General features: G+C 67.6%; 30 protein-coding genes. 1 reads left to right on the top strand and 29 read right to left on the bottom strand.

What is annotated here, in order from left to right; translation table 11 throughout:
* Window positions 1-29: 29 nt before the first annotated feature.
* Window positions 30-2,474, top strand: a complete 2,445-nt coding sequence (locus LCN96_RS04860) for a hypothetical protein (RefSeq protein ID WP_225271361.1) — start codon at window positions 30-32, stop codon at window positions 2,472-2,474.
* Here LCN96_RS04860 and truA read toward each other — a convergent pair.
* The 29 genes from truA to rpsS form a co-directional block, all read right to left on the bottom strand.
* Window positions 2,439-3,320, bottom strand: coding sequence for a tRNA pseudouridine(38-40) synthase TruA (truA, locus tag LCN96_RS04855; protein ID WP_225271360.1), 882 nt, complete (start codon window positions 3,318-3,320; stop codon window positions 2,439-2,441). The two genes, LCN96_RS04860 and truA, sit on opposite strands and share 36 nt — an antisense overlap.
* Before the next feature lie 92 nt (window positions 3,321-3,412).
* Window positions 3,413-3,991 carry a 50S ribosomal protein L17 gene (gene rplQ, locus LCN96_RS04850; RefSeq protein WP_225271359.1) on the bottom strand — a complete coding sequence of 193 codons (579 nt, stop codon included), beginning with the start codon at window positions 3,989-3,991 and terminating at the stop codon, window positions 3,413-3,415.
* A 96-nt stretch (window positions 3,992-4,087) separates the two neighbouring features.
* Window positions 4,088-5,104: a DNA-directed RNA polymerase subunit alpha gene (locus LCN96_RS04845; protein ID WP_043623495.1), complete on the bottom strand. Its 1,017-nt coding sequence runs from the start codon at window positions 5,102-5,104 to the stop codon at window positions 4,088-4,090.
* 106 nt (window positions 5,105-5,210) lie between these two features.
* A complete protein-coding gene (gene rpsD, locus LCN96_RS04840; protein ID WP_148439685.1) occupies window positions 5,211-5,837 on the bottom strand; it encodes a 30S ribosomal protein S4 in 627 nt (208 codons plus the stop codon).
* Between the two features lie 23 nt (window positions 5,838-5,860).
* On the bottom strand, window positions 5,861-6,265 hold the full coding sequence (gene rpsK / locus LCN96_RS04835) for a 30S ribosomal protein S11 (RefSeq protein WP_020542285.1): 405 nt from the start codon (window positions 6,263-6,265) through the stop codon (window positions 5,861-5,863).
* Window positions 6,266-6,308: 43 nt separating this feature from the next.
* The gene (rpsM, locus tag LCN96_RS04830; RefSeq protein ID WP_043623489.1) at window positions 6,309-6,689 is read right to left on the bottom strand and encodes a 30S ribosomal protein S13; all 381 of its coding nucleotides are present in this window, start codon (window positions 6,687-6,689) and stop codon (window positions 6,309-6,311) included.
* A gap of 213 nt (window positions 6,690-6,902) precedes the next feature.
* Complete coding sequence (gene rpmJ / locus LCN96_RS04825; RefSeq protein ID WP_003956441.1) at window positions 6,903-7,016, bottom strand: 50S ribosomal protein L36; 114 nt, start codon at window positions 7,014-7,016, stop codon at window positions 6,903-6,905.
* Between the two features lie 24 nt (window positions 7,017-7,040).
* Entirely contained in the window at window positions 7,041-7,262 is a 222-nt protein-coding gene (gene infA / locus LCN96_RS04820) for a translation initiation factor IF-1 (RefSeq protein ID WP_012887858.1), read from the bottom strand.
* A gap of 278 nt (window positions 7,263-7,540) precedes the next feature.
* Window positions 7,541-7,960, bottom strand: coding sequence for a hypothetical protein (locus LCN96_RS04815; RefSeq protein WP_225271358.1), 420 nt, complete (start codon window positions 7,958-7,960; stop codon window positions 7,541-7,543).
* Window positions 7,961-8,061: 101 nt separating this feature from the next.
* Window positions 8,062-8,496 carry a DUF1707 SHOCT-like domain-containing protein gene (locus LCN96_RS04810; RefSeq protein WP_225271357.1) on the bottom strand — a complete coding sequence of 145 codons (435 nt, stop codon included), beginning with the start codon at window positions 8,494-8,496 and terminating at the stop codon, window positions 8,062-8,064.
* A gap of 15 nt (window positions 8,497-8,511) precedes the next feature.
* The gene (map, locus tag LCN96_RS04805) at window positions 8,512-9,321 is read right to left on the bottom strand and encodes a type I methionyl aminopeptidase (protein WP_225271356.1); all 810 of its coding nucleotides are present in this window, start codon (window positions 9,319-9,321) and stop codon (window positions 8,512-8,514) included.
* Between the two features lie 110 nt (window positions 9,322-9,431).
* Window positions 9,432-10,082, bottom strand: coding sequence for an adenylate kinase (locus LCN96_RS04800; protein WP_080043223.1), 651 nt, complete (start codon window positions 10,080-10,082; stop codon window positions 9,432-9,434).
* The gene (secY, locus tag LCN96_RS04795) at window positions 10,082-11,386 is read right to left on the bottom strand and encodes a preprotein translocase subunit SecY (protein ID WP_225271355.1); all 1,305 of its coding nucleotides are present in this window, start codon (window positions 11,384-11,386) and stop codon (window positions 10,082-10,084) included. Before secY ends, LCN96_RS04800 begins: the two co-directional genes overlap by 1 nt.
* A 171-nt stretch (window positions 11,387-11,557) precedes the next feature.
* Window positions 11,558-12,013, bottom strand: coding sequence for a 50S ribosomal protein L15 (gene rplO, locus LCN96_RS04790; RefSeq protein WP_225271354.1), 456 nt, complete (start codon window positions 12,011-12,013; stop codon window positions 11,558-11,560).
* Window positions 12,014-12,015: 2 nt separating this feature from the next.
* Window positions 12,016-12,198, bottom strand: a complete 183-nt coding sequence (gene rpmD / locus LCN96_RS04785; protein ID WP_080043226.1) for a 50S ribosomal protein L30 — start codon at window positions 12,196-12,198, stop codon at window positions 12,016-12,018.
* 2 nt (window positions 12,199-12,200) lie between these two features.
* Window positions 12,201-12,830: a 30S ribosomal protein S5 gene (rpsE, locus tag LCN96_RS04780; RefSeq protein WP_043623468.1), complete on the bottom strand. Its 630-nt coding sequence runs from the start codon at window positions 12,828-12,830 to the stop codon at window positions 12,201-12,203.
* A 28-nt stretch (window positions 12,831-12,858) separates the two neighbouring features.
* Window positions 12,859-13,242 carry a 50S ribosomal protein L18 gene (gene rplR / locus LCN96_RS04775; protein ID WP_225271353.1) on the bottom strand — a complete coding sequence of 128 codons (384 nt, stop codon included), beginning with the start codon at window positions 13,240-13,242 and terminating at the stop codon, window positions 12,859-12,861.
* Window positions 13,243-13,244: 2 nt separating this feature from the next.
* Window positions 13,245-13,787 carry a 50S ribosomal protein L6 gene (gene rplF, locus LCN96_RS04770; protein ID WP_225271352.1) on the bottom strand — a complete coding sequence of 181 codons (543 nt, stop codon included), beginning with the start codon at window positions 13,785-13,787 and terminating at the stop codon, window positions 13,245-13,247.
* 16 nt (window positions 13,788-13,803) lie between these two features.
* Window positions 13,804-14,202 (bottom strand): 30S ribosomal protein S8, encoded by a 399-nt coding sequence (gene rpsH, locus LCN96_RS04765; RefSeq protein ID WP_020542297.1) that lies wholly within the window; start codon window positions 14,200-14,202, stop codon window positions 13,804-13,806.
* Window positions 14,203-14,347: 145 nt separating this feature from the next.
* Entirely contained in the window at window positions 14,348-14,533 is a 186-nt protein-coding gene (locus LCN96_RS04760) for a type Z 30S ribosomal protein S14 (RefSeq protein WP_020542298.1), read from the bottom strand.
* Window positions 14,534-14,537: 4 nt separating this feature from the next.
* Window positions 14,538-15,125, bottom strand: a complete 588-nt coding sequence (rplE, locus tag LCN96_RS04755) for a 50S ribosomal protein L5 (RefSeq protein ID WP_225271351.1) — start codon at window positions 15,123-15,125, stop codon at window positions 14,538-14,540.
* Window positions 15,125-15,430 (bottom strand): 50S ribosomal protein L24, encoded by a 306-nt coding sequence (gene rplX, locus LCN96_RS04750; RefSeq protein WP_311132214.1) that lies wholly within the window; start codon window positions 15,428-15,430, stop codon window positions 15,125-15,127. Before rplX ends, rplE begins: the two co-directional genes overlap by 1 nt.
* Window positions 15,431-15,802, bottom strand: a complete 372-nt coding sequence (gene rplN / locus LCN96_RS04745; RefSeq protein WP_043623452.1) for a 50S ribosomal protein L14 — start codon at window positions 15,800-15,802, stop codon at window positions 15,431-15,433.
* Between the two features lie 191 nt (window positions 15,803-15,993).
* Window positions 15,994-16,290: a 30S ribosomal protein S17 gene (rpsQ, locus tag LCN96_RS04740; protein WP_148439694.1), complete on the bottom strand. Its 297-nt coding sequence runs from the start codon at window positions 16,288-16,290 to the stop codon at window positions 15,994-15,996.
* On the bottom strand, window positions 16,283-16,519 hold the full coding sequence (rpmC, locus tag LCN96_RS04735; protein ID WP_080047279.1) for a 50S ribosomal protein L29: 237 nt from the start codon (window positions 16,517-16,519) through the stop codon (window positions 16,283-16,285). Before rpmC ends, rpsQ begins: the two co-directional genes overlap by 8 nt.
* Window positions 16,519-16,938, bottom strand: coding sequence for a 50S ribosomal protein L16 (gene rplP, locus LCN96_RS04730; protein WP_080043233.1), 420 nt, complete (start codon window positions 16,936-16,938; stop codon window positions 16,519-16,521). The genes rpmC and rplP overlap by 1 nt, the downstream gene beginning before the upstream one ends.
* 2 nt (window positions 16,939-16,940) lie before the next feature.
* On the bottom strand, window positions 16,941-17,786 hold the full coding sequence (gene rpsC / locus LCN96_RS04725) for a 30S ribosomal protein S3 (RefSeq protein WP_225271350.1): 846 nt from the start codon (window positions 17,784-17,786) through the stop codon (window positions 16,941-16,943).
* Complete coding sequence (rplV, locus tag LCN96_RS04720; RefSeq protein WP_148439696.1) at window positions 17,786-18,139, bottom strand: 50S ribosomal protein L22; 354 nt, start codon at window positions 18,137-18,139, stop codon at window positions 17,786-17,788. Before rplV ends, rpsC begins: the two co-directional genes overlap by 1 nt.
* A gap of 24 nt (window positions 18,140-18,163) precedes the next feature.
* Window positions 18,164-18,442, bottom strand: a complete 279-nt coding sequence (rpsS, locus tag LCN96_RS04715; protein ID WP_030451498.1) for a 30S ribosomal protein S19 — start codon at window positions 18,440-18,442, stop codon at window positions 18,164-18,166.
* Window positions 18,443-18,449: the final 7 nt, after the last annotated feature.

Here is an 18,449-nt window from a genome sequence, read left to right as displayed (position 1 = left end):
GATCTCGCTACTCTCGCTAGGCTCCAGCTATGCGTGGCCAGGAACCCGGGTCTGAGCACGATCGCAGGGAGGCCGACCGCTCGGCCGCCCCCGCGACGCCACCGCCGAGCTTCGGCCAGACCGACGGGCGAGACGTTCCAGCGGCGTTCACTCCATCCGACGAGGCGGCGGACGCCGACGCGCGTCCCGTCCCACCCGTCCTGCAGGGGCCGCCGTCCGATGACGAGCCGTCGCCCGGCGCCCAGCCATGGGAGGTGCCGGGCGACGACGCCGCCCCATACGACTGGTTCTCCGACCCCACCCACCCCGACCACGGCCTCACACCAGAGCCGGGCCAGCACCCCTTCGCACCACCCCAGCCCGACTACGACCCGTCAGCGGGCCACCCGCCCTTCGGCGGCCAGCCCGAGGCGCAGGGCGGCCCGGGGCAGGGCGACCAGCCCTCAGGCGGCCGGCCCATGCGGGGCGAGCACGCCTTCGCGGCGCACCACCCCAGCTGGGAGCCCCCCACCGACCACGCGCGCGACCAGCACGCGTTCGCGCCGCAGCAGCCCGACCAGGAGCCATCGGCGGCCCACCCGCCGTTCGCCGCCCAGCCCGGCCACGAGCCGACCGCCGGTCATCCACCGTTCAGCGCCCAGCCCGGCCAGGAACCGGCCACAGCCCACCCGCCGTTCAGCGCCCAGCCCGGCGGCCACGAGCCGACCGCCGGTCATCCGCCGTTCGCCTCCCAGCCGGGCCAAGAAGCAGCCACAGGCAACCCACCGTTCGACCCGCAACCCGGCCACCAGGCGCCCGCCGACCAGGGCTTCATCCCGCCCGCCTACCAGCAGCCCTTCGGCGCGCCCCCAGCCGGTTTCACCCCGTTCGGCACCCCCGACCAGCAGTGGCAGCCGGATGACGACCGGACTCGCCCAGGCCGCATGCAGGACATCCGCCCCTGGGACCAGCCGCAGCACGAAACGGGCCGATGGCCGGTGGACCCGGTGGTGCCGGGCGCACCGCCGTGGGAGCCGCCCCCAGCGTTCACCGCCGCCGCCGCGGGCATGCCCACCTGGCCCGCCCCGGTCTCGGACCCGCACGCGATCCCCCCGTGGCCGGCCGCCACAGGGGAGCTGGAGGCCGAGCCCGACGAGCCGAACCTCCCCCCGCCGTTCGACCCGAACGCCACCTTCGACCCGAACATCCCCCACCCCACGGCCTTCGACCCGAACGCCACCAACCCCGACGGCATCCCCCGCCCAGCCCACTACTTCGACCCAGAAGCCGCCAAACGGGACGCCGTTCAGGGCACTCCCGCCCCCTCGGAGCAGGACGCCACCAACCCCGCCGGCCCCCGCCCCACCCACCTCCCGGCCCCGCCACCGGAGGACGCCACCACACCGCCCCACGGCTTCCCCCCGCACCACGACAGACCCGACGACTCCACCACCGTCACCCCGCACCAGGACGAAGACCTCCAGCCCGAGGACACCCGCCTGGGCCTCCCCCTGCCCCTGTCAGCCCCCGTGGCGACGGAAGACCACCCAGAAGCCACCTCGAACCCGTCCAACCGCCCAGCCGAGCCAGGCGACGTCCCCGTCTGGCCGCCCACACCCCCCACCGGTGACAAACTGCCCGAGCTCCCCTTCTCCAGAGACACCTGGGGCCAGCGCCCGTCCACGTCCCTGGACCTGCCCAGACCCCAGGCAGGCGCCCCGGTCTTCCCGCCGGGCGCGTTCAAGCAGCCCCCGTTCCAGACCCCGCCACCACCCCCGCCACCGGCCAGGAGCAAGCGAGCCCTGCTGGTGACGCTGGGCGCGCTCGCGCTCGCAGGCGTGGCGACGGGCGGCTTCTTCGCCTTCCAGGCCGTCAGCAACGCCCCGCCCACGACGGCCGCGACCCGCGCCAGCGTGCCACCGCCCACGGTCGCGCAGTCCGCCCCGCCGGAGGCCGCGGGCACCTCGATCCTGAACTCGGAGCAGACCGACCCGCAGAAGCTGTCGCTGTCGGAGGCGTTCCCGAAGAAGAAGGTCGACGCGGCCGGCACCACGTTCACCAGGGTCAAGGCCGACATGGAGACGACCTGCGACAAGGCGGCCACGGGCGCGTTCGCCGACGCGCTGAAGGAGCACAAGTGCAGCCGCGTGCTGAGGGCCACCTACGTCGACAGCAAGCGCCGCTACGCCGTCACCACCGGCATCGCCGTCCTGCCTGACAAGAACGCCGCCACGACCGCCGACCAGACCAAGGACCTGGGTCGCAACATCTGGTTCCGCCCGCTGCCCGGCCCGAGGTCCTCGGGGGGCGAGCGGGTGCACATCGCGGGCGGTTACGCGGCGGGCCTGGTCTGGGGCCGCTACATCGTCTTCAGCTACGCCACCCATGCCGACGGCCACACGCCGGAGGCCAAGGACAAGACGTTGCCCAAGGTCAGCGGGGAGTTCCGGGACCAGACCTCACTCGTGCTGGAGCGCCGCATCACCAAGGGCTGAGCCCGCCGTCCGTACTCGCCGCGTGGCGCGCGCCCGCGCGGCGAGTTCGGCCTCCGGCGGGTACCCGACCTCTTCCAGGCACAGCCCGTGCGCGGGCGCGACATGCACCCCCGAGTCCCGTACGGCCCGCGCCAGCACCTGACCCGGCCACTCCACCGGCCGCCGCCCGTCACCGGCCGCCAGCAGCGAGCCGACCAGCGCCCGCACCATCGAGTGGCAGAACGCGTCGGCCACCACCGTCGCCTCCAGCACGCCGTCCGGCCGCCGGGCCCACTCCAGCCGCTGCAGCTCCCTGATCGTGGTGGCCCCCTCGCGCTTCTTGCAGAACGCCGCGAAGTCGTGCTCGCCGATCAGCCGCGAGGCGGCCGCGTTCATGGCGCCGAGGTCCACCGGCCGGTTGTGCCAGACGATCTCGCGCCGCCGCAGCGGGTCCACACCCCCGGGAGCGTCACTCACCCGGTACGCGTACCGCCGGAACATCGCGGAGAATCGCGCGTCAAAGCCCTCAGGAGCCACGGAGACCCGATAAATCCGTACATCGGGCTCCAGGACCCCGCCCAGCCGTCGCACGAGCGCAGCGAGCCGCTCATGGACGTCCAGGGGCCCCCGGTTCCCGTCGAGCTCCCCCAGCGCCGCCTCAGGCACGTCCACGTGGGCCACCTGCCCCCGCGCGTGCACCCCCGCGTCGGTACGCCCGGCCACGGTCAGCATGACGGGCCCGTCGAGCCGCAGGATCCGGCCCAGCGCCTGCTCGATCTCCCCCTGGACCGTCCGCAGCCCCGGCTGCCTGGCCCACCCGGAGAAGTCCGTCCCGTCGTAGGCGAGATCGAGGCGAAGCCGTAGCACGATGTGGTTCTCCCTCAGGTGCAGGTGCAGAAACAGAAACGGGCCCGGACCCCCGCGAGGGGATCCGGGCCCGTCTCAACCAGCCTGAAAGATCAGGCCTCGTCCTTCTTCGCCTCGGCGGCGGGCGCCTCCTCGGCGGCAGCCTCCTCGGCGGGGGCCTCAGCCTTGTCGGCAGCCTTGTCGGCGGAGTCCTCGGCCGTCTCGGCGGCCGGAGCCTCGTCAGCCTCGGCCTTGGTCTCCTCCTCAGCCGGAGCGGCAGCCGGGGCAGCGGCGGCAGCCGGAGCCTCGGTGCGGCGGGTGGTGACGCCGTTCAGCGGCTCGGTCACCAGCTCGATGACCGCCATCGGGGCGTTGTCGCCCTTACGCGCACCGATCTTGGTGATCCGGGTGTAGCCACCGGGACGCTCGGCGAACGTCGTCGCCAGCTCGGTGAAGAGGTGGTGCACGACGCCCTTGTCCCGAACGACGGTCAGGACCTGACGCCGGTTGTGGATGTCGCCCTTCTTCGCCTTGGTGATCAGGCGCTCCGCCAGCGGGCGCAGGCGCTTGGCCTTGGCGACCGTCGTGCGGATCTTGCCGTGGCGGAACAGGTCCGTGGCCAGGTTGGCCAGGATCAGCCGCTCGTGCGCCGGGCTGCCGCCAAGACGTGCACCCTTGGTGGGCTTGGGCATGTCATATCTCCTTGGAGTGTCACCCGCCCCGGCCGTACCAGGTACCGGGGTCGAGCCGCCAGGCCCCCACGGCGGGGGCCCGCGCTATCTTGAGAATCAGTACTGCTCGGTCTCGACGTACGCGCTGTCGTCGTCGTCGTAGCCGCCGCCGGCCACCGCGCTCGGGTCGAACCCGGGCGGGGAGTCCTTGAGCGCCAGCGACATCTCGTGCAGCTTCTGCTTGACCTCTTCGATCGACTTGGCGCCGAAGTTGCGGATGTCGAGCAGGTCCTGCTCACTGCGGGCGACGAGCTCACCCACGGTGTGGATGCCCTCGCGCTTGAGGCAGTTGTAGGAGCGGACGGTGAGGTTGAGCTCCTCGATCGGCAGCGCCAGGTCGGCCGCGAGAGCGGCGTCGGTCGGCGACGGGCCGATGTCGATGCCCTCGGCCTCGACGTTGAGCTCGCGGGCCAGGCCGAAGAGCTCGACGAGGGTCTTACCGGCGGAGGCCACCGCGTCGCGGGGCTTCATGGCCGGCTTGGTCTCGACGTCCAGGATGAGGCGGTCGAAGTCGGTACGCTGCTCGACTCGGGTGGCCTCGACCTTGTAGGTGACCTTGAGCACCGGGGAGTAGATGGAGTCGATCGGGATCCGGCCGATCTCCTGGCCCGGCTGCTTGTTCTGCGCCGCGGAGACGTAGCCGCGACCGCGCTCGACGGTCAGCTCCATCTCCAGCTTCGCCTTGCCGTTGAGCGTGGCGATGCGCAGCTCGGGGTTGTGCACCTCGACACCGGCCGGCGGCGCGATGTCGGCGGCGGTGACCTCACCCGGGCCCTGCTTGCGCAGGTACATCACGACCGGCTCGTCGTGCTCGGAGGAGACGACCAGCTCCTTGAGGTTGAGGATGATGTCGGTGACGTCTTCCTTGACCCCAGGAACGGTCGAGAACTCGTGCAGCACGCCCTCGATGCGGATGCTCGTCACGGCCGCGCCCGGGATGGACGACAGCAGCGTACGGCGCAGAGAGTTGCCGATGGTGTAACCGAAGCCCGGCTCCAGCGGCTCGATGACGAACCGGGACCGGGTCTCGTCGATCGACTCTTCGAGCAGAGTCGGACGCTGAGCGATCAGCATGTGCGGGTCTCCCCTTTTTTCGTGTGGCGACCGCTATATGACGCCACTCCGATAAACAGCCTAGTCGGGACACGGCATGCCGCGCCCCGACCGGACGAGATACTACTTACTTCGAGTAGTACTCGACGATGAGCTGCTCCTGGACCTGGGTGTCGATCTGCTGGCGGACCGGCAGCTGGTGAACCAGGACGCGGAGCTTCTCGGGCACGACGCCGAGCCACGCGGGAACCGTGCGCTCGCCGGCGGTGGCGCGGGCCACCTCGTACGGCATCAGGTTGCGCTTGGTCTCGCGGACCTCGATGATGTCGTGCTCGCGAACGCGGTACGACGGGATGTCGACCTTCTTGCCGTTCACCAGGAAGTGCCCGTGACGGACCTGCTGGCGGGCGGCGTCACGCGACTGCGCGAACCCGGCGCGGTAGACGACGTTGTCGAGCCGGCTCTCCAGGATCTGGAGCAGCACCTCACCCGACTTGCCGGTCTTGCCCGCGGCCTCCTCGTAGTAGTTGTGGAACTGCTTCTCGAGGACGCCGTAGATGCGGCGGGTCTTCTGCTTCTCGCGAAGCTGAAGCTGGTACTCGGACTCCTTGGGGCGTCCGCGGCCGTGCTCACCCGGGGGGTAAGGACGGATCTCGATGGGGCACTTGGCGGACTCGCACTTGCTGCCCTTGAGGAAGAGCTTGGTCTTCTCGCGACGGCAGAGCTTGCAGTCCGCGCCCGTGTAACGAGCCATTTCTCTGTATCTCCTGGGCTAATTCAGACGCGGCGGCGCTTCGGCGGCCGGCAACCGTTGTGCGGAACCGGGGTGACGTCCTGGATCGAACCCACCTCCAGGCCGGTGGCCTGCAGCGAGCGGATCGCGGTCTCACGGCCGGAGCCGGGACCCTTGACGAAGACGTCGACCTTGCGCATGCCGTGCTCCATGGCGCGGCGGGCGGCGTTCTCGGCGGCCATCTGGGCGGCGAACGGGGTGGACTTGCGGGAGCCCTTGAAACCCACGTGGCCGGCGCTGGCCCAGGAGATCACGTTCCCGTTGGGGTCGGTGATCGAGACGATCGTGTTGTTGAACGTGCTCTTGATGTGGGCGTGCCCGTGAGCGACGTTCTTCTTCTCCTTGCGGCGCACCTTCTTCGGCGCGCCCTGGCGGCTCTTAGGAGGCATTCTTTGCCTTCACTCCTGAGGTCTTCGGTCCGCGGCTGCGGGACTACTTCTTACCGGGCTTCTTCTTGCCGGCGACGGTCTTCTTCTTGCCCTTACGGGTGCGCGCGTTGGTCTGCGTGCGCTGACCGTGCACGGGCAGGCCCTTGCGGTGCCGAATGCCCTGGTAGCAACCGATCTCGATCTTGCGGCGGATGTCGGCCTGGACCTCGCGGCGCAGGTCACCCTCGATCTTGAAGTTCGCCTCGATGTAGTCACGCATCGGGACGAGCTCGGTGTCGGAGAGCTGGTGCACGCGCAGGTCGCCGCTCACGCCGGTGGCCTGGAGGATCTCCTGGGCGCGGGTGCGGCCGATTCCGTAGATGTAGGTGAGAGCGATCTCCAGCCGCTTGTCGCGGGGGAGGTCGACGCCAACCAGGCGAGCCATGGTCGGGCATTCTCCTTCTTTGTGGCGGAGGTCTTGCGCCGCACTACCCCTCCCCAATGCCCGGGGTGAGGGCCCCGGCCTCCGACCGGGGGTCTCCTGAGCGGTTCAGTGAGACACCGCCTGCTCAGGTGTGGGACGCGACTACTTGTTGCAGGCTCCTCATGCATCGAGCCCGCACCCTGGCGGGGCGGACTCGGAGAAGCCTTGCGGCGACTAACCCTGGCGCTGCTTGTGGCGCAGGTTGTCGCAGATCACCATGACGCGACCGTGCCGGCGGATCACCTTGCACTTGTCGCAGATCTTCTTGACGCTCGGCTTTACCTTCATTGTCCTTCGTGTCCTCAGACGTCTTTACTTGTATCGGTAGACGATCCGCCCACGACTCAGGTCGTAGGGGCTCAGCTCAACGACAACCCGGTCGTCAGGAAGAATTCGGATGTAGTGCATCCGCATTCGTCCGCTGATGTGGGCCAGGACTTTGTGGCCGTTGTCGAGCTGCACCCGGAACATGGCGTTCGGGAGCGATTCGACCACAGTGCCCTCGATCTCGATGGCGCCGTCTTTCTTGGCCAAAATTCCTCGCGTTTCACTGATCGGTCGTCTGAGGCTCCGGTTCACTACGCAGCCGCGACCTTCACGCTTCGAAGAGAGCGACGATCGGCAAGGATCGCCGACGCGTGGAAAGTCATAGTGAGCCGACTAAGGAGTGTACGACACCTGAGCCTAAAACGCGAAACGCGTGCCAGGTGTCCTGACACAACCATGGCAGAGTCTACCCCACGCCTAGGGTGCCTGACACACACAGCGAAGGGCCCGCCGGAGACTCCCCGGGGGGCCCAAGGCCATGACCGCTATCCGTAGATGCGGTGCCGCGAGCCGCAGTACGTGTGCTTCCCGCCCCAGCAGGTCCAGGTGTAGACCTTCTTGATCCCCTTGCCGGACCACACGCCGTGGTGCGAGCCGTTCCACTTCTTGTAGAAGGTGTACCACTTGCCGCCGGAGTAGTACTTGAACCAGACGTAGCCGTACTTGGGGGTGTACTCCTTGCCGTACCAGTGGGTGTAGACCTTCTGACCGGACTTGTAGGTCTTGCCGTAGGTGTAGGCCTTCTTGTTGCTGGAGTAGAACTTGCCCCAGCTCCCCAGCGAGCCGGTCGCCTGCGTGGCGCTGACGGGCGCCGCGGTGGTGGCGGCCTGGGCGGCGGGGGCGAGGGTCAGACCGGCGAACGCCATCGAGCCGGCGAGAGCGGTGGCTGCAAGGACCTTGCGCATGTGCTTTCCTCCGTGAGTCGTGGTCGACACAGCTCACGTTAGGAAGCCGGGCGTATCCGCACTGCGCATGAATTCACACAGTGCACTACTGCACAAAGTCCCTACGTGCTCTTCGGCTCGTTGTTGTTCCCGAAGATCGTGCTCACCAGCAGGATCACGCCCCACGGCCCCATCACCCACAGCGGCCACGGATAGATCAGGTCGCCGGCCGTGATGCTCACGATCAGCCAGATCACCCAGTTGATGCCGCTGGCCACCGCCCAGGCGCTCCACGCGGCCTTCATGCCGGGGTGCATGTTCTGGTGCTGCGGCGTGGGCGCCGCGGTGGCCTTGACCGGCAGGTGACGCAGGTCCACGTCCGGCAGGTCGGACGTCAGCTTGGCCAGCTCGCCGTAGGTCTTGCTCTGGTAGAGGTTCTCGAGCCGCTCGTTGAACTCGTCCATCGTGATGCGACCCTGCGCGGTGTGCTCGCGGAGGATGGCGGCGACCCGGTCTCGGTCGGCGTCGGAGGCACGCATCTCGGGGCTGTTCGCCATCCCACCCACTCCCGGCTAGGGCTGAAGTTGAGCCAGGCGCGATTCGCCCCCGTCTAGGGCGGTCAGCACCCAAGGACCATTATGTGTCACGGCGACGCTGTGTTCGAAGTGTGCGGAGTGCTTACCGTCGATCGTGACCACGGTCCAGTCGTCGGCCAGCACGCGGGTGCGCTCGGTGCCGAGGTTGACCATGGGCTCGATGGCCAGGCACATGCCCTCCTCGAGCGCCGGGCCGCGGCCCGGCTTGCCGTGGTTGGCGATCCACGGGTCCATGTGCATCTCGGTGCCGATGCCGTGGCCGCCGTACTCCGGAGGGATGCCGTAGCGGCCCTGAGACTTCACGTAACGCTCGACTTCGTACCCGATGTCGGACAGGTGCCGGCCGGGCCGCAGCGCGGCGATACCGCGCCACATGGCCTCCTCCGTGACCCGCATCAGCTCGGTCAGCTTCGGGTCGACCTCGCCGACCGGGACCGTGACGGCGGAGTCGCCGTGCCAGCCCTCCAGGATCGCGCCGCAGTCGATCGAGATGATGTCACCCTCGCGCAGCTTGCGGGCGTTGGTCGGGATGCCGTGCACCACCTCGTCGTTCACCGAGGCGCAGATCGTGGCGGGGAAGCCCTGGTAGCCCTTGAACGAGGGGATCGCGCCCTCGCCCCTGATCGCCTTCTCGGCGATGACGTCGAGGTCGAGCGGCGTCATGCCGGGCTCCACCGAGCGCTTGAGCAGGTCGAGCGTGCGCCCGACCACGAGGCCGGCGGCCCGCATCTTCTCGAGCTGCTCCGGCGACTTGATCTGGATGCCGTGCCTGTTGCGTTTGAACATCTTCTGCCCCCCTGGGTCTCAACGGGCCTCAGTGGGGGCCCAATTCCCCCACAATAGCCGCGAGGTGGCACGGAAACCCGTGCCACCTCCGCAAATCGGTCGTTACCGGGCTAACCCAGGAACGGCCGGATCGCGTCCATGGCCCGCTGAGTGACCTCCTCGACCGGCCCAGTCGCGTCGACGCCCACGAGGATGCCCTCGTCGGCGTAGTAGGAGACCAGCGGAGCCGTCTGCTCCTGGTAGACCTCCAGGCGATGCCTGACGGTCTCTTCCTTGTCGTCGTCACGCTGGAAGAGCGCGCCCCCGCACGCGTCACACTTGTCGTCCTTCTTGTCGTCGAACTCGACGTGCCAGATGCGCCCGCACTGGCTGCAGGTGCGCCGGCCGGCGAGCCGCCTGACCACCTCGTCGTCGTCCACCACAAGCTCGAGTACGAGGTCGAGCGCCTGGCCCCAGTCCTTGAGCATGTCCCGCAGGATCTCCGCCTGCGCGACGTTCCTCGGGAAGCCGTCGAGCAGGAACCCGTCCTGCGCGTCGTCCTCGGACAGACGGTCACGGACCATGGCGATGGTGACCTCGTCGGGCACCAGGTCACCACGGTCCATGTACGTCTTGGCCAGCTTGCCAAGATCCGTGCCGCCGGAGACGTTGGCACGGAAGATGTCACCTGTCGAAATTTTCGGGATGGACAGGTTCGATGCGATGTACTGGGCCTGTGTCCCCTTACCCGCTCCAGGGGGCCCAACCAGAACGAGACGCACTACCGCAGGAAACCTTCGTAGTTACGCTGCTGCAGCTGGCTCTCGATCTGCTTCACCGTGTCCAGGCCGACGCCTACCATGATCAGAATGCTCGTCCCTCCGAACGGGAAGTTCTGGCTCGCACCGGCCACCGCCAGCGCGACGATCGGGACCATGGAGATCAGACCCAGATAGAGCGCGCCGGGCGCGGTCAGACGGGTGAGCACGAAGTTCAGGTATTCAGCCGTCGGACGGCCGGGGCGGATGCCCGGAATGAATCCACCGTACTTCTTCATGTTGTCGGCGACTTCAGTGGGGTTGAACGTAATCGACACGTAGAAGTAGGTGAAGAAGATGATCAGCAGGAAGAACGTGGCCATGTAGATCGGGGTGTCGCCCGTGGCCAGGTTCTGCGAGATCCAGGTGATCACCACGTTGTCGCTCGTCTGGAAGAGCGACGTGATGAGCTGCGGCAGGTAGAGCAGCGAGGAGGCGAAGATGACCGGGATGATGCCGGCCTGGTTGACCTTCAGCGGGATGTAGGTGGACGTGCCGCCGTACATCCGGCGGCCCACCATGCGCTTGGCGTACTGCACCGGGATGCGGCGCTGGGCCTGCTCGACGAAGACCACCGCGGCGATCATGAAGATGCCGACCACCATGACGACCGCGAAGGTGAACTTGTTCGCCTGGAAGATGTTCGCCAGCTCGGAGGGGAAGACCGCGACGACCTGCGTGAAGATCAGGATGGACATGCCGTTGCCGACACCGCGGTCGGTGATGAGCTCACCGAGCCACATGATCACCGACGTACCGGCCGTCATGATGATCACCATGGTGACGATCATGAAGATGTTGTCGGGGTCGAGCAGGACGTCCTGCTGGCAGTTCGGGAAGAGCTGACCGGTACGGGCCAGCGCGATGAAGGCGGTGGACTGCAGGACCGCGAGCCCGATGGTCAGATAACGCGTATACTGCGTGATCTTGGTCTGGCCGGATTGGCCTTCCTTCTTCAGCGCTTCGAGTCGCGGAATGACCACGACGAGCAGCTGGAGAATGATGCTCGCGGTGATGTACGGCATGATGCCCAGCGCGAACACGGAAAGCTTCAGCAGCGCACCGCCGCTGAAGAGCTGGACCATCCCGTAGATGTTGCCGGTGTCGCCACTCCGAGCCTGGTCGAAACAGGCGGCGAGGTTCTGGACGTGGACTCCCGGGGTCGGAAGAACCGAGCCGAGACGGAAAAGCGCGATGATGCCCAGGGTGAAGAGCAACTTCTTGCGCAGGTCCGGTGTCCGGAACGCCCGGGTAAACGCGGTCAGCACGGTCCCTCCTGCGCGCCTTTACGGCGGTGTGAGTAAGCGATGGTGCGGGGATCTGCCATCTGAAGTCTCATTGTCAAACGAGCCGGACAGAAGCCTGCCGTCTCGCGAACTCTAACGCACTACGGGCGTGGGGGCCCATTGTCAGAGCCCCCACGCCTCGTCATAGCGTTACTACAGCTCGGTAACGGAACCACCGGCGGCGGCGATCTTCTCCTTCGCGGAGGACGAGAAGGCGTGAGCCGTCACGTTCACCGCGACCGAGATCTCGCCGGTGCCGAGCACCTTCACGAGCTGGTTCTTGCGAACAGCACCCTTGGCGACCAGAGCCTCGACGGTGACCTCGCCACCCTCGGGGAACAGCTCGCCGATCCTGTCGAGGTTGACGACCTGGTAGGTCGTCTTGAACAGGGCGTTGGAGAAGCCCTTGAGCTTCGGCAGACGCCTCTGCAGCGGCACCTGGCCACCCTCGAAACCGAGGGGCACCGTGGTACGGGCGTGCGAGCCCTTGGTGCCGCGACCGGCGGTCTTGCCCTTGGACGCCTCGCCGCGGCCCTTGCGGACCTTCGGCTTGTTGGCGCCGGGGGCCGGACGCAGGTCGTGAATCTTCAGCGGAGCCTTGTCAGTCATGACTAGTCGACCTCTTCCACCTCGACGAGGTGCGTCACCACGGAGACCATGCCGCGAATCTCGGGCCGGTCCTCCTTGACGACGACGTCGCCGATTCGCTTCAGGCCAAGCGAACGCAGCGAGTCACGCTGGTTCTGCTTGCCACCGATCTTCGAGCGAACCTGAGTGATCTTCAGGCGTGCCATGACTAGCTCACCGCCTTCGCGGCCGCCGCCTCCGCCAGACCCTCACGCTGGGCCTTGAGCATGGCAGGCGGGGCCACGTCCTCGATCGGCAGGCCACGGCGGGCGGCGATCTCCTCGGGGCGCGAAAGGCCCTTCAGCGCCGCCACGGTGGCGTGCACGATGTTGATCGGGTTGTCCGAGCCGAGCGACTTGGACAGCACGTCGTGGATGCCCGCGCACTCCAGGACCGCGCGCACCGGGCCACCGGCGATGACGCCGGTACCGGCCGAGGCCGGACGCAGGAAGACGACGCCGGCCGCCTCCTCGCCCTGCACGGTGTGCGGGATCGTGCCCTGGATCCGGGGGACCTTGAAGAAGTGCTTCTTCGCCTCTTCGACACCCTTGGCGATGGCCGCGGGGACTTCCTTGGCCTTGCCATAGCCGACGCCGACCAGGCCGTTGCCGTCACCGACGACGACGAGGGCGGTGAAGCTGAAGCGACGACCACCCTTCACGACCTTGGCCACTCGGTTGATCTTCACTACGCGCTCGATGTACGAGACGCCCTTGTCGGCGGCGCCGCCGCGGCGATCGTCACGACGGTCCCGCCGCTCGCCACCGGTGCCGCCACCGCGACGCGGAGCTGCAGCCATCAGTGGTTCCTCTTCTCCATTGCGGTCATCAGAATTCGAGCCCGCCTTCGCGGGCGCTGTCCGCCAGAGCGGCGATGCGCCCGGCGTAGCGGTTGCCACCGCGGTCGAAGACGACCGCCGTGATCCCGGCTTCCTTGGCCCGCTGAGCGAGGAGCTCGCCGACCTTCTTCGCCTTCTCGGTCTTGTCCGCCTCCAGCGACCGCAGCGAGGGGTCCATGGTGGACGCGCTCACCAGCGTGTGGCCGACGGAGTCGTCCACGATCTGGACGAACATGTGACGGGTCGAGCGGTTGACGACCAGACGCGGACGCGCGGCCGTACCGACGACGTTCTTGCGGACGCGGCGGTGACGGCGGGCCCGCGAGACGGTGCGGGCAGCCGTGTGCTTGCTGAACGCAGTCTTCGGAGCCATGCCTACTTACCAGCCTTTCCGACCTTGCGGCGGATCTGTTCGCCCTGGTAACGCACGCCCTTGCCCTTGTACGGGTCAGGCTTGCGCAACTTGCGGATGTTGGCCGCGACCTCGCCGACCTTCTGCTTGTCGATGCCGTCCACGTGGAACAGGGTCGGCTTCTCGACGCGGAAGCTGACGCCATCGGGGGCGTCGACGATGACCGGGTGACTGAAGCCCAGAGAGAACTCCAGCTGCGTCGGGCCCTTGGCCTGGACGCGGTAACCGACGCCGACGATCTCAAGGCTCTTGGAGTAGCCCTGAGTGACGCCCTGCACCATGTTGGCGATCAGCGTCCTGGACAGGCCGTGCAGCGCACGGACCTTGTTCTCGTCGTTGGGCCGGGTGACGGCGATGGCGCCGTCGTCGTCCCGAGCGACCTTGATGGGCTCGGCGACCGTGTGAGTGAGCGTGCCCTTCGGGCCCTTGACCTGGACATCCTGGCCGTCGATCGTGATGTCGACGCCACTCGGCACAGGGATGGGCAGCCGTCCGATTCGCGACATGCTGTGTTCCTCCCCTCTACCAGACGTAGGCGAGGACTTCGCCGCCCACGCCACGCTTGCCGGCCTGCTTGTCGGTCATGAGGCCGTGGGACGTCGAGATGATCGCGACGCCCAGTCCGCCCAGGACTCGAGGCAGGTTGTCCTTCTTCGCATAAACCCGCAGACCGGGCTTGGAAACCCGGCGCAGGCCCGCGAGCGACCGCTCACGGGTGGGCCCGAACTTGAGCTCCACCACGAGGTTCTTCCCGACCTTGGCGTCCTCGACGGTCCAAGCCTGGATGTAACCCTCCTGCTGGAGGATCTCGGCGATGTGCGCCTTGATCTTCGAGTACGGCATCGACACGCTGTCGTGGTACGCCGAATTCGCGTTGCGCAGACGTGTGAGCATGTCTGCGATCGGGTCGGTCATCGTCATGGCCAGTGGCCTTCCTCACCACGGTTTCCAGTCGGCGAAGCAGCGCTCTGCCGGTGGACCTTTGGCGTGGTCGTGGGCGCGTTGTGCGCCCTGTCTTCTACGAACATGAGGGGCGGCCCTGCGAGAGAGCCGCCCTTCAGGGTATCTACCAGCTCGACTTGGTGATGCCGGGCAGCTCGCCCCGGTGCGCCATCTCGCGGAAGCACACGCGGCACAGGCCGAACTTCCTGTAGACCGCGCGCGGGCGACCGCAACGCGAGCAACGCGTGTAGGCCCGGACCTCGAACTTCTGCTTGCGCCCCGCCTTGGCGATCAGCGACTTCTTCGCCATTGGATCAGGCCTCCTTGAACGGGAAGCCGAGGAGCTTCAGCAGCGCCCGGCCCTGGTCGTCGTTCTTCGCGGTGGTCACGATCGTGATGTCCATGCCCCGCGCCCGGTCGACCTTGTCCTGGTCGACCTCGTGGAACATGACCTGCTCGGTCAGACCGAAGGTGTAGTTCCCGTTGCCGTCGAACTGCTTGGGCGACAGACCGCGGAAGTCCCTGATTCGGGGCAGGGCCAGCGCCAGCAGCCGGTCGAGGAACTCCCACATGCGGTCGCCGCGCAGCGTGACGTGCGCGCCGATCGGCATGCCCTCGCGCAGCTTGAACTGCGCGATGGACTTGCGCGCCCGGACGACGGCCGGCTTCTGACCGGTGATCGCGGTGAGGTCGCGGACAGCGCCCTCGATGAGCTTCGAGTCGCGAGCCGCCTCGCCGACACCCATGTTGACCTTGATCTTGGTCAGGGCCGGGATCTGCATGACGTTCTCGATGCCGAACTGCTCGCGAAGCTGGGCCGCGATCTCCTCGCGGTACTTCGTCTTGAGTCGCGGCGTCGGGCGCTCGGTCGCGGTCTCGTTCTCAGTGGTCGTGGCAGTCATCAGCTGTCCTCACCCGTCTCGTCGGCCTTCTTCTCGTCGGCCTTCTTCTCGGCGGGCTTGTCGTCCTTGAGCTTCTTCACGTTCGAGACGTGAATCGGGCCCTCCATGGTCTGCACGCCGCCGGTCTTGGCACCGCGCGGGCCCTGGTGGGTCTCCTTGGCGTGCTTCTTGATCATGTTGATGCCCTCGACCACCACGCGGTCCTCGCGCGGCAGCGTGGCGATCACACGGCCCTTGGCACCCTTGTCCTTGCCGGCGATGACCTGGACCAGGTCACCCTTCTTCACGTGCAGCGACTTCGGCATTTACAACACCTCCGGGGCGAGCGAGATGATGCGCATGAACTTCTTGTCGCGCAGCTCGCGGCCGACCGGGCCGAAGATACGAGTGCCACGAGGGTCACCGCTGTCCTTGATGATGACGGCGGCGTTCTCGTCGAAGCGGATGTAGGAGCCGTCGGGCCGGCGGCGCTCCTTGACCGTACGGACGACGACGGCCTTGACCACGTCACCCTTCTTGACGCCCGTGCTGCCCGGCAGCGCGTCCTTGACAGTGGCGACGATGACGTCGCCGATACCGGCGTAGCGTCGGCCCGAGCCACCGAGAACACGGATGCAAAGGATCTCCTTCGCGCCCGTGTTGTCGGCGACCTTGAGCCGCGACTCCTGCTGGATCACGTCTACTCCTGATAGTCGCGCCGGTTCTCATCTCTGAGCCTGGCGGAACCTGGCATTGTCTTGTTCCCACGGCCACAGCGCCCCGGAGGGCGCCGCACCGCAGGCGACGCGGGGCTGTGGGCCCCGCGTCCTTGGACGCCGTCATGGGGGCTCTGGGAGCCCCCACGAGGCGCGGTATATCGGAGAGGGCCTTACTTGGCCTTCTCGAGGATCTCCACGACCCTCCACCGCTTGGTGGCGGAGAGCGGACGGGTCTCCATCAGCAGCACGCGGTCGCCGACGCCGCAGGCGTTGGCCTCGTCGTGCGCCTTGTACTTGGTCGTACGGCGGATGACCTTGCCGTACAGCCGGTGCTTCACGCGGTCCTCGACGGCGACGACGACGGTCTTGTCCATCTTGTCGCTGACGACGAGGCCCTCGCGGACCTTGCGGAAGTTCCGGGACTCGCCGTTCTCGGCGGTCTCGGTGGTCTCGGTGGTCTCAGCCATCGCTCGTCTCCTTCTCGACCGTGACGATGCCCAGCTCGCGCTCGCGCATCACGGTGTAGATACGGGCGATCTCGCGGCGGACGGCGCGCAGCCGCCCGTGGCTCTCCAACTGACCGGTCGCCGCCTGGAAGCGGAGGTTGAACAGCTCCTCCTTGGCCTCCTTGAGCTTCTGCACCAGGGTGTCCTGGTCCTCCACTCGCAGCTCGCCGGCGGTCAGGCCCTTAGCCATCACGCCTCACCCACTTCACGCTTAACGATCTTGCACTTCATCGGGAGCTTGTGGATCGCACGCTGAAGCGCCTCGCGAGCGATCGGCTCCGCCACGCCGGACAGCTCGAACATCACGCGTCCGGGCTTGACGTTGGCGATCCACCACTCCGGCGAGCCCTTACCGGAACCCATGCGGGTCTCGGCCGGCTTCTTCGTGAGCGGACGGTCGGGGTAGATGTTGATCCACACCTTGCCGCCACGGCGGATGTGACGGGTCATGGCGATACGAGCGGACTCGATCTGGCGGTTGGTCACGTAGGAGTGCTCAACAGCCTGAATGCCGAACTCGCCGAACACGACCCTGGTGCCGCCCTTGGCGGCTCCGCTGCGGTCAGGCCGGTGCTGCTTGCGGTGCTTGACCCTGCGCGGGATCAGCATGGTCAGCTCCCTTCAGCACCCGGCTGCGCAGCCGGGCCGGTCTCGGGGGCGGCCTGCGCGGCCGCCTCGTTGCGGGGGGCGCGGTCGCCACGGCCGCCGCCACGACGGGGGCGGTCGCCGCCACCACGACGCGGACGGTCGCCGCCGCCACCACGACGGTCGTCGCGCTCGCGACGCTGGCCGGCACGAGCGCCGGCGGCAGCCGCCTCACGCTCGGCGCGGCTCGTCGGAGCCTCGCCCTTGTAGATCCAGACCTTCACGCCGATGCGGCCGAAGGTCGTGCGGGCCTCGTAGAAGCCGTAGTCGATGTCCGCGCGCAGCGTGTGCAGCGGCACCCGGCCCTCGCGGTAGAACTCCGACCGCGACATCTCGGCGCCGCCCAGACGACCGGAGCACTGGACACGGATGCCCTTGGCGCCGGACTTCATGGCCGACTGCATCGCCTTGCGCATGGCGCGGCGGAACGAGACGCGGCTCGACAGCTGCTCGGCCACGCCCTGCGCGACGAGCTGAGCGTCGATCTCGGGGTTCTTGACCTCGAGGATGTTGAGCTGGACCTGCTTCTTGGTCAGCTTCTCCAGGTCGCCGCGGATGCGGTCGGCCTCGGCGCCGCGACGGCCGATCACGATGCCGGGACGCGCGGTGTGGATGTCCACCTGCACGCGGTCCGTCGTGCGCTCGATCTCGACCTTGGAGATGCCGGCCCGCTCCATGCCCTTCTGCAGCATGCGGCGGATCGCCACGTCCTCGGCGACGTACGACTTGTACAGCTTGTCGGCGTACCACCGGCTCTTGAAGTCGGTCGTGATGCCGAGGCGGAACCCGTGCGGGTTAACCTTCTGGCCCACTATCGGGTCCTTCCCTTCGGCTCGCGGGACTCCACGATCACGGTGATGTGGCTCGTCCGCTTGTTGATCCGATAGGCGCGACCCTGTGCACGCGGGCGGAACCGCTTCAGCGTCGGGCCCTCGTCGACCCACGCACGGCTCACGAAGAGCGTGTTGGGGTCGAGATCGAAGTTGTGCTCGGCGTTCGCCATGGCGGAGCTGAGCACCTTGTAGATCGGCTCGCTCGCCGACTGGGGAGCGAACTGCAGCACGGCCTGCGCCTCCGAAGCGGGCAGCCCGCGAATAAGGTCCACCACGCGGCGGGCCTTGAGGGGCGTGACACGGACGAACCGCGCCTGAGCCCTGGCTTCCATCGCTTTCTCCTACTTCCGGGACGCTTACCGCCGGCTGCGGCGGTCTTCCTTGACGTGGCTGCGGAACGTACGCGTCGGGGCGAACTCTCCGAGCTTGTGACCGATCATCGACTCGGTGACGAACACCGGGACGTGCTTGCGGCCGTCGTGCACAGCGATCGTGTGCCCGAGCATGTCGGGAACGATCATGGAGCGACGCGACCACGTCTTGATGACGTTCTTGGTGCCCTTCTCGTTCTGGGCGTCCACCTTCTTCTGCAGGTGGTCGTCCACGAAGGGGCCCTTCTTAAGGCTACGTGGCATTTCGGCT

This window comes from Nonomuraea gerenzanensis (genome assembly GCF_020215645.1).
GTDB lineage: Bacteria > Actinomycetota > Actinomycetes > Streptosporangiales > Streptosporangiaceae > Nonomuraea > Nonomuraea gerenzanensis.
The sequence above is the reverse complement of the archived record's forward strand: the minus strand, read 5'-3'. Positions and strand labels throughout refer to the sequence as shown.